This is a genomic window from Variovorax sp. GW821-FHT10C12 (assembly GCF_059415405.1).
In genome coordinates, this window is the sequence record NZ_JBWKNE010000003.1 from 222,838 (window position 1) to 239,029 (window position 16,192).

15 protein-coding genes are annotated in these 16,192 nt (G+C 69.0%); 14 read left to right on the plus strand and 1 reads right to left on the minus strand.

All coding sequences use genetic code 11. From position 1 onward, the window contains the following. The first annotated feature begins 28 nt into the window (after positions 1-28). From AC07OH_RS17595 to AC07OH_RS17650, 12 genes are all read left to right on the plus strand, one after another. A complete protein-coding gene (locus AC07OH_RS17595; protein WP_495301566.1) occupies positions 29-682 on the plus strand; it encodes a hydrolase in 654 nt (217 codons plus the stop codon). A gap of 29 nt (positions 683-711) precedes the next feature. Then, on the plus strand, positions 712-1,008 hold the full coding sequence (locus AC07OH_RS17600) for a DUF1427 family protein (protein WP_159273859.1): 297 nt from the start codon (positions 712-714) through the stop codon (positions 1,006-1,008). An 80-nt stretch (positions 1,009-1,088) separates the two neighbouring features. Next, positions 1,089-2,981, plus strand: coding sequence for an amidohydrolase (locus tag AC07OH_RS17605; RefSeq protein WP_495272494.1), 1,893 nt, complete (start codon positions 1,089-1,091; stop codon positions 2,979-2,981). An 8-nt stretch (positions 2,982-2,989) separates the two neighbouring features. Further along, the gene (locus AC07OH_RS17610) at positions 2,990-3,388 is read left to right on the plus strand and encodes a DoxX family protein (protein ID WP_492679213.1); all 399 of its coding nucleotides are present in this window, start codon (positions 2,990-2,992) and stop codon (positions 3,386-3,388) included. Beyond that, positions 3,381-4,964 carry an MFS transporter gene (locus AC07OH_RS17615; protein WP_070060141.1) on the plus strand — a complete coding sequence of 528 codons (1,584 nt, stop codon included), beginning with the start codon at positions 3,381-3,383 and terminating at the stop codon, positions 4,962-4,964. Before AC07OH_RS17610 ends, AC07OH_RS17615 begins: the two co-directional genes overlap by 8 nt. Before the next feature lie 60 nt (positions 4,965-5,024). Continuing rightward, positions 5,025-5,846: an alpha/beta fold hydrolase gene (locus AC07OH_RS17620; RefSeq protein WP_495301567.1), complete on the plus strand. Its 822-nt coding sequence runs from the start codon at positions 5,025-5,027 to the stop codon at positions 5,844-5,846. 86 nt (positions 5,847-5,932) lie between these two features. Beyond that, entirely contained in the window at positions 5,933-6,817 is an 885-nt protein-coding gene (gene dapF / locus AC07OH_RS17625) for a diaminopimelate epimerase (RefSeq protein ID WP_495301568.1), read from the plus strand. Further along, complete coding sequence (locus tag AC07OH_RS17630) at positions 6,814-7,509, plus strand: DUF484 family protein (RefSeq protein ID WP_489059355.1); 696 nt, start codon at positions 6,814-6,816, stop codon at positions 7,507-7,509. The genes dapF and AC07OH_RS17630 overlap by 4 nt, the downstream gene beginning before the upstream one ends. After that, positions 7,506-8,150, plus strand: a complete 645-nt coding sequence (locus AC07OH_RS17635) for a YdcF family protein (protein ID WP_495301569.1) — start codon at positions 7,506-7,508, stop codon at positions 8,148-8,150. The genes AC07OH_RS17630 and AC07OH_RS17635 overlap by 4 nt, the downstream gene beginning before the upstream one ends. Before the next feature lie 41 nt (positions 8,151-8,191). After that, the gene (locus AC07OH_RS17640) at positions 8,192-9,112 is read left to right on the plus strand and encodes a tyrosine recombinase XerC (protein WP_495301570.1); all 921 of its coding nucleotides are present in this window, start codon (positions 8,192-8,194) and stop codon (positions 9,110-9,112) included. A gap of 61 nt (positions 9,113-9,173) precedes the next feature. Next, positions 9,174-10,388, plus strand: a complete 1,215-nt coding sequence (locus AC07OH_RS17645) for a class I SAM-dependent rRNA methyltransferase (RefSeq protein WP_070060137.1) — start codon at positions 9,174-9,176, stop codon at positions 10,386-10,388. A gap of 101 nt (positions 10,389-10,489) precedes the next feature. Next, positions 10,490-11,542, plus strand: coding sequence for a CobW family GTP-binding protein (locus AC07OH_RS17650; protein ID WP_307695610.1), 1,053 nt, complete (start codon positions 10,490-10,492; stop codon positions 11,540-11,542). Positions 11,543-11,613: 71 nt separating this feature from the next. Here AC07OH_RS17650 and AC07OH_RS17655 read toward each other — a convergent pair whose 3' ends face one another. Beyond that, positions 11,614-13,131 carry a YdgA family protein gene (locus AC07OH_RS17655; protein WP_495301571.1) on the minus strand — a complete coding sequence of 506 codons (1,518 nt, stop codon included), beginning with the start codon at positions 13,129-13,131 and terminating at the stop codon, positions 11,614-11,616. A 672-nt stretch (positions 13,132-13,803) separates the two neighbouring features. Here AC07OH_RS17655 and dksA point away from each other — a divergent pair. Both dksA and AC07OH_RS17665 read left to right on the plus strand, forming a co-directional pair. Continuing rightward, positions 13,804-14,469, plus strand: coding sequence for an RNA polymerase-binding protein DksA (gene dksA / locus AC07OH_RS17660; RefSeq protein ID WP_489059348.1), 666 nt, complete (start codon positions 13,804-13,806; stop codon positions 14,467-14,469). 83 nt (positions 14,470-14,552) lie between these two features. Next, positions 14,553-16,175 (plus strand): STAS domain-containing protein, encoded by a 1,623-nt coding sequence (locus AC07OH_RS17665; RefSeq protein WP_495301572.1) that lies wholly within the window; start codon positions 14,553-14,555, stop codon positions 16,173-16,175. The last annotated feature ends 17 nt before the right edge of the window (positions 16,176-16,192 follow it).

Sequence of the window (16,192 nt, forward strand, 5' to 3'; positions counted from 1 at the left end):
GCACCCAACTTTGCCGAAGGAGCCTTTCATGACCGTCCAAGCCACCCCCACCGCCGGCGCCAAGCTGCTCACCCCCACCGACCACACGCTGGTGATGATCGACTTCCAGTCGCAGATGGCCTTTGCCACGCACTCGACCGACGCCGTGAACCTGCGCAACAACGCCGCGCTGGTGGCGCAGGCGGCGGCCGGCTTCAAGGTGTCGACCATCCTCACGACCGTGGCCGAGAAGAGTTTTTCGGGCCCGATGTTCAGCGAGATCACCGACGCCTTCCCCGGCCAGAAGATGCTGGACCGCACCTCGATGAACACCTGGGAAGACGCCGCCGTGATCGAGCGCGTGAACGCCATCGGCAAGCCGCGCATCGTGCTGGCCGGCCTGTGGACCAGCGTGTGCATCGTGGGCCCGGCGCTGTCGGCGCTGGACCAGGGCTTCGAGGTGTACGTGATTGCCGACGCCTGCGGCGACGTGTCCACCGAGGCGCACAACCGCGCGATGGAGCGCATGGTGCAGGCCGGCGCGCAGCCGATGACCTCGCTGCAGTACCTGCTGGAGCTGCAGCGCGACTGGGCGCGTGGCGACACCTACGAGTTGACGACCGGTATTGCGAAGAAGGTGGGCGGCGCCTACGGTCTGGGCGTGACGTACGCCAAGACGATGTTCGGCGCCCACGAGGGTTGAGCGCAGCGCACCCGGAAGGCCGACCGACCATGAAGACCTATGTCGTTTCCCTCGCGCTCGGCCTGCTGGTCGGCGTGATCTACGCGCTCTTCCAGGTGCGCTCGCCGGCGCCGCCGGTGATCGCCCTGGTGGGCCTGCTGGGCATCCTGCTCGGCGAGCAGATCCCGCCGCTGGTGCGGCAGGTGTTCGACCGGCCGGCCGCCACCTCGTGGCTGCATGACCAGGTCAAGCCGCACGTGTTCGGCGAACTGCCGACCTGCGCACAGCCTGGGGCGGTGAAGTCTGCCGCCGCCGGCAGCCGCCCGTCCGAGCGGAGCGACGCATGAACGCCCCCGACCCGCAACGCCGCCACTTCCTGGGCGCCCTCGGCGCCTTTGCAGCCACCTCCCTCGCACCCGCATCCACCATGGCCACCACCCAGACCCCCGACCTCATCCTGCGCAACGGCCGCTTCACCACGCTGGACCGTGCCAACCCCACGGCCGACGCGGTGGCCATCAAGGACGGCCGCTTCACCCGCGTGGGCCGCGCCGAAGACGTGCTGCCGCTGGCCGGCAGCCACACCCGCGTGATCGACCTGCAGGGCCAGCGCGTGCTGCCGGGCCTCATCGACAACCACCTGCACATCATTCGCGGCGGCCTGAACTACAACATGGAGCTGCGCTGGGACGGCGTGAAGAGCCTGGCCGATGCCATGGGCATGCTCAAGCGCCAGGTGGCGATCACGCCCGCGCCGCAGTGGGTGCGCGTGGTGGGCGGCTTCACCGAGCACCAGTTCGTCGAGAAGCGCCTGCCGACCCTGGCCGAGCTGAACGCGGTGGCGCCCGACACGCCGGTGTTCATCCTGCACCTGTACGACCGCGCGCTGCTCAACGGCGCCGCGCTGCGCGCCGTGGGCTACACCAAGGACACGCCCGCGCCGCCCGGCGGCGAGATCGTGCGCGACAGCGCCGGCAACCCCACGGGCCTGCTGCTGGCCAAGCCGAACGCGGCCATCCTGTACGCCACGCTGGCCAAGGGGCCGAAGCTGCCGTTCGACTACCAGCTCAATTCCACGCGCCACTTCATGCGCGAGCTCAACCGCCTGGGCGTGACCGGCGCCATCGACGCGGGCGGCGGCAACCAGAACTACCCCGACGACTACGAGGTGATCCAGAAGCTGCACGACGACGGGCAGCTCACGATCCGCCTGGCCTACAACCTGTTCACGCAGAAGCCCAAGGCCGAGAAGGACGACTTCCTGAACTGGACCGCGAACTCCAGATACAAGCAGGGCGACGACTACTTCCGCCACAACGGCGCGGGCGAGATGCTGGTGTTCTCGGCGGCCGACTTCGAAGACTTCCGCCAGCCGCGCCCCGACATGGCGCCCGAGATGGAAGGCGACCTCGAAGGCGTGGTGCGCATCCTGGCGCAGAACCGCTGGCCCTGGCGCATGCACGCGACCTACGACGAAACCATCAGCCGCTCGCTCGACGTGTTCGAGAAGGTCAACAAGGACACACCGCTGGCCGGCCTGAACTGGTTCTTCGACCATGCCGAGACGATTTCCGAGAAGTCGATGGACCGCATCGCCGCGCTCGGCGGCGGCGTGGCGGTGCAGCACCGCATGGCCTACCAGGGCGAGTACTTCGTCGAGCGCTACGGCCCCGGCGCGGCCGAGGCCACGCCGCCGGTCAAGAAGATGCTCGAGCGCGGCCTGAAGGTGTCGGCCGGCACCGACGCGACGCGCGTGGCCTCGTACAACCCGTGGGTGTCGCTGTCGTGGCTGGTCACGGGCAAGACGGTGGGCGGCATGCAGCTGTACCCGCAGCGCAACTGCCTGGACCGCGAAGCCGCGCTGCGCATGTGGACCGAGAACGTCACCTGGTTCTCGAACGAGGAGGGCAAGAAGGGCCGCATCCAGGAAGGCCAGCTGGCCGACCTGGTGGTGCCCGACCGCGATTTCTTCGCCTGCGCCGAATCGGAGATTGCCGACACCACGGCGCTGCTCACGATGGTGGGCGGCAAGGTGGTCTACGGCGCCGGCCCGTTCGCCGCGCACGACGAAGGCGGCCTGCCGCCCGCCATGCCCGACTGGTCGCCCGCGCGCACCTTCGGCGGCTATGCGGGCTGGGCCGACACGGCAGAGGGCGCACCGCTGCAGAAGGTGATGCGCAACGCCGCGATGTCGTGCGCCTGCGCCAACGACTGCAACGTGCACGGCCACAGCCACGCGACGGCCTGGAGCAGCAAGCTGCCCATCGCCGACCTGAAGAGCTTCTGGGGCGCGCTGGGTTGCGCCTGCTGGGCGGTGTGATGAAGGCCATGCACTGGACCCTGTCGCCCGCCGTGCGCTGGATCGCCTTGCTGCTGCTGTGCGCGGCCTACCTGCAGGGCGGCCTGAACAAGGCGCTGGACTTCAATGCCGCCATCGCCGAGATGAACCACTTCGGCCTGGCGCCGGCCGGCCCGCTGGCCGTGGCGGTGATCGTGCTGGAGCTGGGCGCCGCGGCGCTCATCCTCACCGGCTTCTGGCGCTGGCTCGGCGCGCTCGCGCTGGGCGGCTTCACGCTCATGGCGACCTTCGTCGCGCTGCGTTTCTGGGAGATGCCGCTGGGGCAGGAACGCTTCATGGCGGCCAACTCCTTCTTCGAACACCTGGGCCTGGTCGGCGGCTTCGTGCTCGTCGCCTGGCTCGACCTCCAGGAGCGCCACGATGACTGAGCCCCAAGCCAAAGCCGCCGGCGCCTTCGCGCCACTGCGCCAGCCGGTCTTCGCCGTGCTGTGGGCCGCCACGGTGCTGGGCAACATCGGCAGCTTCATGCGCGACGTGGCCAGCTCGTGGCTGGTGACCGACCTGTCGGCCAGCCCGACGGCGGTGGCGCTGATCCAGACGGCGGCGACGCTGCCGATCTTTCTGCTGGCGATTCCGGCGGGGGTGCTGTCGGACATCCTCGACCGCCGGCGCTTCCTGATCTTCGTGCAGGTGCTGCTGGCTGCGGTGAGCGGCACGCTGCTGGTGCTGTCGCACACGGGCACGCTCACGGTCGAGTACCTGATTGCGCTGACCTTCGTGGGCGGCATCGGCGCGGCGCTCATGGGGCCGACCTGGCAGTCGATCGTGCCGGAGCTGGTGCCGCGCAGCGAGCTCAAGGGCGCGGTGGCGCTGAACTCGCTGGGCATCAACATCGCGCGCTCCATCGGGCCGGCGGCGGGCGGGCTGATTCTGGCGAGCTTCGGCGCGGCCGCCACCTACGGGCTGGACGTGCTGAGCTATGTGTTCGTGATCGCGGCGCTCCTGTGGTGGAAGCGCCCGGCGGCGGTGGACAGCGGGCTGTCCGAGAACTTCTTCGGCGCCTTCCGCGCGGGCCTTCGCTACACGCGGGCCAGCAAGGAGCTGCACGTGGTGCTGCTGCGCGCGGCGGTGTTCTTCCTGTTCGCCAGCTCGGTGTGGGCGCTGCTGCCGCTGGTGGCGCGCCAGATGCTGGGCGGCACGGCGAGCTTCTACGGCATCCTGCTCGGCGCGGTGGGCGCGGGCGCCATCGGTGGCGCGCTGGTGATGCCGCGGCTGCGTGCACGGCTCGATGCCGATGGCATGCTGCTGCTGGCCTCGCTGCTCACGGCCGCGGTGATGGGCGCCCTGGTGTTCGCGCCGCCGCAATGGCTGGCGGTGCCGATGCTGGGCGTGCTCGGCCTGGGCTGGATCATTGCGCTGACCACGCTCAACGGCGTGGCGCAGTCGATCCTGCCGAACTGGGTGCGCGGGCGCGGGCTGGCCGTGTACCTCACGGTGTTCAACGGCGCCATGGCCGCCGGCAGCCTGGGCTGGGGCCTGGTGGCGCAGCAGATCGGCGTGCCGGCCACGCTGGTGGCGGGCGCGGTGGGGCTGGTGGTGATGGGGCTGGTGTTCCATCGCGTGCGGCTGCCCGCCGGCGAGGCCGACCTGCAGGCCTCGAACCACTGGCCCGAGCCGCTCTTGGCCGAGCCGGTGGCGCACGACCGCGGGCCCGTGATGATCCAGGTCGAGTACCGCATCCGCAAGGAAGACCGGCCGGCGTTCCTCGATGCGATGAAGCGCCTGTCGCTGGAGCGCCGCCGCGACGGCGCCTACGCCTGGGGCGTGCACGAGCACACGGCCGACGCCGAGCGCGTGATGGAGTGGTTCCTCGTGGAGTCGTGGGCCGAGCACCTGCGCCAGCACCACCGCGTGTCGCACGCCGACGCCGACCTGCAGGCCGAGGCGCTGCGCTTTCACATCGGCCCGGGCAAGCCCGAGGTGCATCACTTCCTGGCGCTCTGAGCGGCGCGGATTCTTCTTTCTCTTTCCCTTTCACCCTTTTGCCCATCTCAAGGAAAAACCATGACCACACTGACCCTTCGCGACGGCACCGAGCTCTATTACAAGGACTGGGGCAGCGGCCAGCCCATCGTCTTCAGCCACGGCTGGCCGCTGAGCGCCGACATGTGGGACGCCCAGATGCTGTTCTTTGCCGAGCGCGGCTACCGCGTCATCGCGTTCGACCGCCGCGGTTTCGGCCGCTCCAGCCAGCCCTGGACCGGCTACGACTACGACACCTTCGCCGACGACATCGCCGAGCTGATCGAAACGCTCGACCTGAAGAACGTGATCCTGGCGGGCTTCTCGATGGGCGGCGGCGACGTCACGCGCTACCTCGCGCGCAAGGGCAGCGCGCGCGTGGCCAAGCTGGCGCTCATCAGCGCGGTGACGCCGCTGTTCATGAAGACGCCCGACCATCCCGTGGGCCCCGAGGCCTCGCTCTTCGCGGGCATCCGCGCCGGGCTGGCCGCCGACCGGGCGCAGTTCATCGACGACTTCAGCACGCTGTTCTACGGCACCAACCGCCCGGGCGCGAAGGTGTCGCAGGGCGTGTTCAAGCAGACGCTGCAGATCGCGCTGCAGGCCTCGATCAAGGCCACCATCGACTGCGTGACGGCGTTCTCCGAGACCGACTTCCGCCCCGACATGGCGAAGATCGACGTGCCCACGCTGGTGATCCACGGCGGCGACGACCAGGTCGTGCCCTTCGAGGCCACGGGCAAGCTGGCGGCCGAAATGATCAAGGGCAGCCAGCTCAAGTTGTACGCCGGCGCGCCGCACGCCACCTGCACCACGCACGCGGCGCAGGTGAACGCCGACCTGCTGGCGTTCATCCAGGGCTGAGGCCGGGCACGCACACACGCGCAGAAAGGGCCGCGCCCTGCGGCCCTTCCGGCGCGAAGGGCGGCGCCGGTGGCGATAATCCGGCGATGCGAATCCGCTTTACCAAGATGCAGGGAGCCGGCAACGATTTCGTCGTGCTGGACGAAACGCGCGGCACGCTGGGCCTCACGGCCGCGCAGTACCGCTTCCTGGCCGACCGCCATTTCGGCGTCGGCGCCGACCAGATCCTCACGGTGCGCCCGTCGCCCGCTGCAGGCATCGACTTCCAGTACGTGATCCACAACGCCGACGGCGGCGAGGTGGAGCAGTGCGGCAACGGGGCGCGCTGTTTCATGCGCTTCGTGAGCGAGCACGGCCTGACCGAGAAGAAAGACGTGCGCGTGCAGACGCTGGCCGGCGTGATCGAACCCCGCATGGGCGACGACGGCCGTGTGACGGTCGACATGGGCGCCCCGGTCTTCGAGCCGGCGCGCGTGCCCTTCGACACGGCCGGGCTCGACCCGCAGCACCGGGGCGACTGGCAGACCTGGCACCTGGCGCTGGGCACCCGGGCCGGCAGCGCTATCGTTTCGGTAGCGGTGCTGTCCATGGGCAACCCGCACGCGGTGCAGGTGGTCGACAACGTCGACACCGCGCCGGTGGCCGAGCAGGGCCCGCAGATCGAGCATCACCCGCGTTTTCCGCAGCGCGTGAACGCGGGCTTCATGCAGGTGGTCGACCGTACCCACATCAAGCTGCGGGTGTTCGAGCGCGGCGCCGGCGAAACGCTGGCCTGCGGCACGGGCGCCTGCGCGGCCGTGGTGGCGGGCATTCGCCTGGGGCTGCTGGACACCCGCGTCGACGTGCAGACGCACGGCGGCATTCTCACGATCGAGTGGCAGGGCGACGGCCGGCCGGTGCTCATGACAGGACCGGCCACGACGGTGTTCGAGGGCGAGATCGACGTGCCCGACATTTCGGAACAGCCATGACCCCATTCACCCACGACAACAACGCCATGAACCCGATCACCGAAGACGACATCGCGAACTACCTGTCGAACACCCCCGACTTCTTCGAACGCCACGCCCAGCTGCTGGCGCAGGTGCAGCTCACCAGCCCGCACGGCAACCGCGCCGTGAGCCTGCAGGAGCGCCAGGCCGAGATGCTGCGCGAGAAGATCAAGGCGCTGGAGCACCGCCTGATGGACATGGTGCGCCACGGCACCGAAAACGTGGTCATCGCCGACCGCCTGCAGCGCTGGACCAAGGGCCTGTTGACCACGCGCGACCCGCGCAGCCTGCCGTACCGCATTGCGGTCGACCTGCAGTCGCTGTTCCTGGTGCCGCAAACGGCCATCAAGGTGTGGGACTGCGGCACCGAGTACCTGAACGAAGCCTATGCCCAGTGGGTGAGCGACGACGTGAAGGCGCTGGCCACCTCGCTCACCTCGCCGTACTGCGGGCTCAACGCGGGCTTCGAGGCGGCCAACTGGCTGCCCGAGCCGCAGGGCGCGGCGTCGATCGCGCTGATTCCGCTGCGCGCCGACGCCGAATCGCCGGCTTTCGGCCTGCTGGTGCTGGCCTCGCCGGACGCGCAGCGCTTCAACGCCGAAATGGGCACGGACTTTCTCGAGCGCATCGCCGAGCTGTCGTCGGGCGCGCTGTCGCGGCTGCGCCCTTGAGCCGTTCCGCGCGAAGCGGGTGGCGCCGCCGGCCTTGGCTGACCGGCCTGTGCGTGGTCCTGCTGGCCGGCGTGCTGACGTATGCCGCCATCGCGGGCGTGATCTGGCAGCGTGCCGAGGCCGCCCTGGCCGGCCCGCTGCCGCGCGCGGCCGACGTGGCGCTGGTGCTGGGCAACCGCGCCTACCTCGACGGCAAGCCCAACCCCTGCCTCACGGGCCGGGTCGACCAGGGCATCGTGCTGGCGCGCGCCGGTCGCGCGCAGACGCTGGTGTTCTCGGGCGGCGTCGACGTGGAAGACGGCCGCATCGAAGCCGAGGTGATGCGCGACCACGCCACGGCCGAGGGCTACACGGGGCCGATGGTGCTGGAGTCGGTGTCGTCGTCCACGCGCGCCAACCTGTCGCTGTCGCGCACGCTGCTCGAAGCCAACGGCGTGCGCAGCGTGATCATCGTGTCGGAGCCGTACCACCTGTGGCGCATCGAGCGGCTGGTGCGTGCCAGCGGCTTCGACCAGGCCTTCGACGTGCAGTACGCCGCCGCGCCCACCTCGTGCTGGCGCCGCTGGGGCATGCTGTTCAAGGGCGCATTGCGCGAGCCGGCGGCGATCGTGAACAATGCATCGCTGGGCTATCTGTTCTAGTTCTAGCTAACGGGCCCGGGCGCCGCACGGAGCACGACGACATGGAATGGATCGACAAATACCTCGAACACGTGCGCGTGGAGCGCCGGCTCGCGCCGCGCACGGTCGAGCTGTATGCGTTCCACCTGCGCGCGCTGACCGACCACGCGGCCGAGGCCAGCCTGCCGCTGGACCGCGTGCAGACCGCCCACATCCGCCGCTGGATGGCGCAGCTGCACAGCGCCGGGCGCGAGCCGCGCGGCATCGCGCTGGTGCTGTCGTGCTGGCGCAGCTTCTACCGCTGGCTCGGCCATGAAGGGTTGATCGGCTTCAACCCGGTGCAGGACGTGCACGCACCCAAGGCGGGCCGGCCGCTGCCGAAGGCGCTGGGCGTGGACGACGCGGTGCGCCTGGCCGAGCTGTACGACCCCGAGGCCGACCCCTGGACCGAAGCGCGCGACGGCGCCATCGTCGAAATGCTTTACGGCTGCGGCCTGCGCGTGAGCGAGCTCACGGGGCTCGACGCCCAGGCCAGCGCCACGGCGCTCGGCTGGGTCGATCTCGATGCGATGGAAGCCCACGTGCTCGGCAAGGGCAGCAAGCGGCGCAGCGTGCCCGTGGGCAGCAAGGCGGCCGAGGCGCTGCGCGACTGGCTCGCGGTGCGCGGCGAGCGCCAGGAGCCGGCGCTGTTCGTCAGCGCGCGCGGCGCACGCATGTCGTCGCAGGCGGTGTGGAAGCTGCTGCGCGAGCGCAGCCTGAAGGCCGGCCTGGCCGCGCCGGTGCATCCGCACATGCTGCGCCACTCGTTCGCGAGCCACGTGCTGCAGTCGAGCAGCGACCTGCGCGCGGTGCAGGAGCTGCTGGGCCATGCCAACATCGCGACCACGCAGGTCTACACGCGGCTGGACTTCCAGCACCTGGCCAAGGTCTACGACGCGGCGCATCCGCGCGCCAAGGCCCGGCCGGACAAGGACGGCAAGTAGCCACGGCCCGTCGCCTGCATCGTTTTCTTTCGTCTTTCATTTCTTCTTTCATTCATCTCCCATGAAAACCCTCCGCCTCAAGCCGGGCAAGGAGCGCTCGCTCCAACGCCGCCATCCCTGGGTCTTCGAATCCGCCATTGCGCGCGGCGGCGCGGACTCGGGGGAAACGGTGCGCGTGGAGTCGCACGACGGCCACTTTCTCGCGTGGGCGGCCTTCGGCCCGACCTCCAAGATCCGGGCACGGGCCTGGAGCTTTGACGAGAAGCAGCGCATCGACGCTGCTTTTTTTTCCACGGTCTGTGCGCGCGCAGTGCATGCGCGCGGCCTCTTCGACCTGCAGAGCGACGGTGTGCGGCTGGTGCACGGCGAGGCCGACGGCCTGCCGGGGCTGATCGTCGACCGCTATGGCGACACGCTGGTGGCGCAGTTCCTGTCGGCCGGCGTGGAGCGCTGGAAAGACGTGCTGGCCGATGCGCTGCTCAAGGCCACGGGGCTCACCAAACTGTATGAACGCTCCGACGCCAGCGGCCGCGAGCGCGAGGGTCTGAAGCCCGTCACGGGCTGGCTGCGCGGCGAGGGCCCCACCCAGATCACCATCCGCGAGCACGGCTGGCAGCTGTCGCTGGACATCGCCACCGGCCACAAGACCGGCTTCTACCTCGACCAGCGCGACAGTCGCCAGCGCTTTGCCGAGCTGGCGCAGCACCGGCGCTTCCGGCGCGTGCTCAACTGCTTCTGCTACACGGGCGGCTTCACCGTGGCGGCGCTCGCGGGCCTGAAGGCGGCCGGGGCGCTCGAGGGCGCCTCGCTGGTGTCGGTCGATTCGTCTCAGCCCGCGCTTGAGCGGGCGCGCGCGCACCTGGCGCTCAACGGCTTCGAAGGGCAGGGCATTGCCACGGAGTTTCTCGACGCCAACGTGAACACGGTGCTGCGCGAGTTCATCGACCAGGGCCGCACCTTCGACGCCATCGTGCTCGACCCGCCGAAGTTCGCGCCCACGGTGGCGCACGCCGAGCGCGCCGCGCGTGCCTATAAAGACATCAACCGCCTGGCGCTCAAGCTGCTGGAGCCGGGCGGCGTGCTGCTCACCTTTTCCTGCTCGGGCGGCATCAGTGCCGACCTGTTCCACAAGATCGTGGCCTCGGCGGGGCTGGATGCCGGCGTGGACGGTTACATCGCCGAACGCCTGGGCGCCTCGCCCGACCACCCGATGACCATCGAGTTCCCGGAAGGCGAGTACCTGAAGGGGCTGGTGGTGGTGAGAAAGCCCCTGTGAACGAGGGCTTGACCCCGTCGGCAACGCAACTCAGTGGCATTGGCTAAACTGCCCGCCAATCCCCCGCCTTTTTCTGTTTTCCGTTTCCGGAGCACTTTTCCATGGCCCTCATTCCCGCGACCATCCTGACCGGCTTTCTCGGCTCGGGCAAAACCACGCTGCTCAAGCGCATCCTGACCGAGGCCCATGGCCAGAAGATCGCGGTCATCGAGAACGAGTTCGGCGAAGAGAACATCGACAGCGACATCCTCGTGACCGAGTCGAAGGAGCAGATCGTGCAGATGAGCAATGGCTGCGTCTGCTGCACCATCCGCGAAGACCTGCGCGAGGCCCTGCAGCTGCTGGCCGCCAAGAAGCGCCAGGGCCTGCTCGACTTCGACCGCGTGGTGATCGAGACCACCGGCCTGGCCGACCCCGGCCCGGTGGCGCAGACCTTCTTCATGGACGACGAGATCGCCGAGAGCTACCTGCTCGACTCGATCCTCACGCTGGTCGACGCCAAGCACGCGCCGCAGCAGCTCAACGACCGCCAGGAAGCGCGCCGCCAGGTGGGCTTTGCCGACCAGATCTTCATCAGCAAGAGCGAGCTGGTGTCGGCCGAAGAGACCGACGCGCTCATCCATCGCCTGAAGCACATGAACCCGCGCGCGCCGCAGCAGAAAGCGCACTTCGGCGACGTGCCGCTGAAGGACATCTTCGACCTGCGCGGCTTCAACCTGAACGCCAAGCTGGACATCGACCCCGACTTCCTGAAGGAAGACGACCACGATCACCACGACCATGACCACGCGCATGGCGAGGCGTGCGACCACCCCTCGCACAAGCACGAAGGCCACGGCCACCATCACCACACGGACGACGACGTGAAGAGCTTCGTCTACAAGGCCGACCGGCCTTTCGACCCGGCCAAGCTCGAAGACTTCCTGGGCGCCATCGTGAACATCTACGGCCCGCGCATGCTGCGCTACAAGGGCGTGCTGAACATGAAGGGCACCGAGCGCAAGGTGATCTTCCAGGGCGTGCACCAGCTCATGGGCAGCGACCTGGGCCCGGAGTGGGGCAAGGACGAGGCGCGCCAGAGCCGCATGGTGTTCATCGGCATCGAGCTGCCGCGCGAGATCCTGGAGCAGGGGCTGGAGCAGTGCCTGGTCTGAGCACGCCCGCTTGAAATAAAAAACGGCGCTGACCGCGAGGTCAGCGCCGTTTTTCATGGGGCAGACAACGGCTACTTGCCGAAATTCCCCATCGGCTTGCCCAGGAGCTTGAGCTGGCCTTCGCTGAACTCGACCTGGCTGACCACGTCGTCGCCTGCGCGCTTCACGTAGCCGTTCTGCTCGGCCTGTTCGATCAGGCCCGCCACCATTTCAGGCGGCGGCATCTGGCCGCTCTCGGCGCCGGTTTCGGCCAGCTTCTCGATCCACTTCACGGGCACGCGCGCGTTGGCCTTGAGCACGCCGCGCTGGAGCACCAGCGTGTTGCCGGGCAGCTTCAGGTCTTCGTCGGTCACGCCAGCGAGGGCCACCGAGTAGCTGAGTTCGGCGCTCTTGCCGCCGATTTCGATCAGCATGCGGTCCAGGCCTGCTTCGGGGCTGTGCTTGGCCATGGCCTTGAGGTCGGGCGCGAGCTGCTTGATCAGCGCCTGCATCGCGTCCTTCTGGCCCTTGCTGCGCTGGCCGCAACCGGCGCCGTCGGTCGACTGCAGCCAGGCGTCGGCCAGCTTCTTGTAGCCGGCCGTCTGGATGCGGCGCGCACTGCTGGCGATCTCGAACTTGTCGATGGTGGTCTCGTTGACCTTGCCCTTGCCCTTGAAGGCGCCTTCGGAGGCGTACAGGCCGTCCTTGATGGTGGCTTCGCCGGTCAGGTCGATGCTTTGCAGCAGCACCCTGATCGCCTTGGCGGGGGCGGCACCCTCGCCGCCGGGGACCAGGCCCTTGGGCGCGTTCAGCTCGAAGCTGTCGAGCCGGCCTTCGGACTTGCCGGTGGCCAGGAGCCAGCCGGCGCTCCCGTCCATGTCGGCCTTGGCGGTGAGCTTGCCCATCTTGACCTGCACGCCCTTGGAGGCGGTGTTGACGTCCAGGCCGGGCATCGTCATGTCGTAGCGCAGGTGGGTGCGGGCCGCGTTCATGTCCAGGCGGGCCTGTGCGCCTTGCCAGGCGAATTCGCCCTTGCCTTCTTCGACCAGCTTCGCGGGCGCGACGGTGAGGTCGCTGGTGAAGCCGCCGCCGAAGCCGACCTTGGTGTGCGCGGTCAGCGGCTTGGCCTTGCCGAACAGCTTTTCGGCCTCGGCCTGCGCCTTGGCGTCGAGCACCAGCTCGCTGTCGATGACGGCCGCGGCCAGCGTGGCGCCGGCGATCGGGCCGTGGCGGATGGTGTCGCGGAAGGTGATGCGCACGGGCTTGGGCGGGGTGGCCACGGCGTCGCTGTCGTCTTCGCTCGGCTCTTCTTCCTCGCCTTCGGTCGTGGCCTGGGCGGCTGCGGCCGGCGCGGCGGCGGGTGCCGATGCAGCAGGGGCGGTGGCGGCTTCGGCCGGGCAGCCCAGCTCGAGCGTCACCGTGCTCACGGCGCCGAAGAAGTTGCGCTCGTAGCTGCGCTCGATCACGCGCACCAGCGCGGTCTGCTTCGGCAGTTCGCCGAGCGCGACGTCGTAGCTCGATTTGATCTGCGTGCCTGCCCACCAAGTGCTGCCGCCGTAGGCGACGGCGATGGCCGCGGCCAGGACTCCCAATACTGCTTTTTTGCTCAAGATTTCTTTCCGATCAGTTGTATTTGAATGGCGGGTGCGGCGCCTCCCGGCGCGCACACCGTGCCTGCGCCGCCTCCTCCGGCGGCGCCGCAAGATGCTAACGGAGCAGGGCAGTGCGGTACCCCATGGCGCTGCGTTTCGAGTTCTCTATACAATCGCGCGCCTGTTCCGGGAGCCATGCTTCGTCCACAGGGGCGAGATATGACTTACGGCACGGGGCGCCAAGGGTTTTTGGCGGGCTTTCGGGGGTATAACCCCGGGGTTCGCCCACCTGCGGACGCCCCCCGACACGTGGAGCCCGCGCGGCCTGACACCCGCAACGACTCCCTTGGGAGGAGACACCCAGTGAAAGCGCGTTCCAGTTCGTACAAGGAGCCAGTCACCGTGAAGAAACCCGCCGTCAAGGCCACGCCAGCCACCAAGCCCGCCGCAAAGAAGGCGCCGGCTGCGAAGGCTGTACCCGCGGCGAAGAAGGTTTCCGCCACCGCTGCTGCTGCACCTGCCGCGAAAGAGAAAAGCGCTGCCAAAAAGCCTGCGGCAACCCCGGCCAAGACCGGGACCGCGGCTGCCAAGAAGTCCGCCAAGCCCGCAACGAAATCCGCGGGCGCGGCGCCTACGTCATCCCAACCGGTCGGCCGTCCTGCGGCCACCCTTTCTGCTCCCCCGACCCCCATGAAAAAAACGGCTGCCGCCTCTTCTTCCGCCCCGGCGACACCCTCGATCCCCGCTACGCCCGCTCCCGCCGCGCGTGGTGGCCGCGTGTCCCGGCTGTCGCAACTCACCGTGCCCTCGATGCCGCAATCCGTGGCCTCGACCGCCGCCAAATCCAGCTTCTCGCAGGCACCTTCCACCGCGCTGGTGCCGCCGCCGCCCCTGGCCGTCAAGAAGGACCCGAAGCTGGCCAACAACTGGAAGACCAAGACGCCCGCCGAGATGAGCGACGCCGAGGTCATCGCGATGCCCGACGACGAGTACATGAACGACAAGCAGATGGCGTTCTTCCGCCTGAAGCTTGAAGAACTCAAGCGCGGCATCCTCGAGAACGCCGGTGAAACCACCGAGCACCTGCGCGAAGACACCGTGGTCGTGCCCGACCCGGCCGACCGCGCCACCATCGAGGAAGAGCACGCGCTCGAATTGCGCACGCGCGACCGCGAACGCAAGCTGCTCAAGAAGATCGAGCAGTCGATCCAGCGCATCGACGCCGGCGACTACGGCTACTGCGACGAGACCGGCGAGCCCATCGGCGTCGGCCGCCTGCTGGCCCGTCCGACCGCCACGCTCTCGCTCGAAGCGCAGCAGCGCCGCGAGCTGAAGCAGAAAATGTTCGGGGATTAACAGCAGCAAGGTAGAGCGAAATTCGCGCTTTCGATAACCTTCTCTGAATGCCAAAGGAAGAGTCAGGCCGCCTTTTTTCGAAGGTGGCCAAGTTCGTTCGAAATCCCCTGAAAGACTGGTCGGAGCTGGACACCCCGTCCTCCGACTCGTCGCTGCCCGAGCAGACCTACAGCCGCGAGATGCTGAAGGAAATGATCGAGCGGCGTCAGCGCAACGACTTCGTGCGCCGCCGCGAGTTCGACATGCTGCGCAAGCTGCGCCAACGCGAAGCGGCGGCCCATGCCTTCGAGGCGACGGTCACGCCCTCGTCGTTCAACCTCAACAGCACCTCCGAAAAGCCCGAGGGCCGCGCACTCACGCTCAAGAAGATCGACGAGATCGAAGAGCAGATGTCGCAGCAGTGGTGGAAGGGCCGCGGGCCGAACGGCGAGACGCTGGTCAATCCGCCGCCCGACGCCGGCGCTGAAACGCTGCCGCCGGTCGACAGCGGGGGCGACCAGTTGCCGGCTGATCCAGGCGCTCCGGCGGCTTCCGCGCCCGTCGCCGCAGCGCCGGCGGTTGCTGCTGCAGCTGCTGCCCCCGCGCCGCAGCCGTCCCGGCTTGCGCACGACGGCGCGCTTGAAGAAGCCGTGATCCGTTTTGCGCACGGCGACGACACCGGCGCCGAAGCCATCCTGTTGCAAGCACTCGCCGCCGAAGTTGCGCCCGTCACCGAAGACGGCGCCGCCGCCGCCACGCTGGAGCGCGACGACGCCCGCTGGCGCGCGCTGTTCGACCTGTACCGTGCCACCGGCGACGCCGCCAAGTTCGCGGCCGCCCGCATGCGCTACGCGCAGCGCATGAAGCGCATGGGGCCTGACTGGGTCTCGCTCGACGAGCTTGCCCGCAGCGTGAAGGCCGTCACCGCCAGCGAGGACGCCGAAGCGGCTTCCGACACCACCGGCGCCGCCGACTGGGCCAGCCCTGCGCACCTGACGCGCGAGGGGCTCATGGCGCTCACGCGCGCGCTCTCGCAGGCCGGCATGGTCTGGACGCTCGACTGGCGCGCGCTCACCGAGATCGATCCGCCCGCCGCCGCGCCGCTGCGCATCCTGTTCGCGCACTGGTCCGACTCGCCGGTGCAGCTGCGCTTCTTCGGTGCCTCGCAGCTCATGGCGGTGCTGGCCGCGGCCACGCCCAACAACGAGCGCCATCCCGACGACGCCTGGTGGCAGCTGCGCCTCGCGGCGCTGCGCATGATGCACCTGCCCGACGACTTCGAGCTGGTGGCGCTCAACTACTGCATCACCTACGAGGTGTCGCCGCCCTCCTGGCAGGACCCGAAGGGCGAGTGCACCTCGCTGGCCGCGCCGCCGGCGAGCCGGCCGAGTTCGGTCTGGTCGCTGCTGTCGGTCGGGGGCGATTCCGAGAGCTTCCCGTCCACCGACAGCGGCTTTGCCGCGCTGGCGGGCGACCTGCGTGGCGACTCGCTGTCGTGCTGGCAGCGCCTGGACCACGACCTGCGCCACACGACGGCGCCGGTCATCTCGTGCGCGGCCCTGCTGCGCATGGACCTGACGGCGGCCGGCACGCTGCTGAGCTGGGTCCGCGAGCGCGACGCGAACGGCGAGCGGGTGCAGTTCGTCGACGCGCACCGGCTGATTGCTGCGCTCTTTGGGCTGATCGGCATCACCGACCACGCCACGGTCGCAGTCCGCAAGAACTGACCCCGTCACAGGGGTTC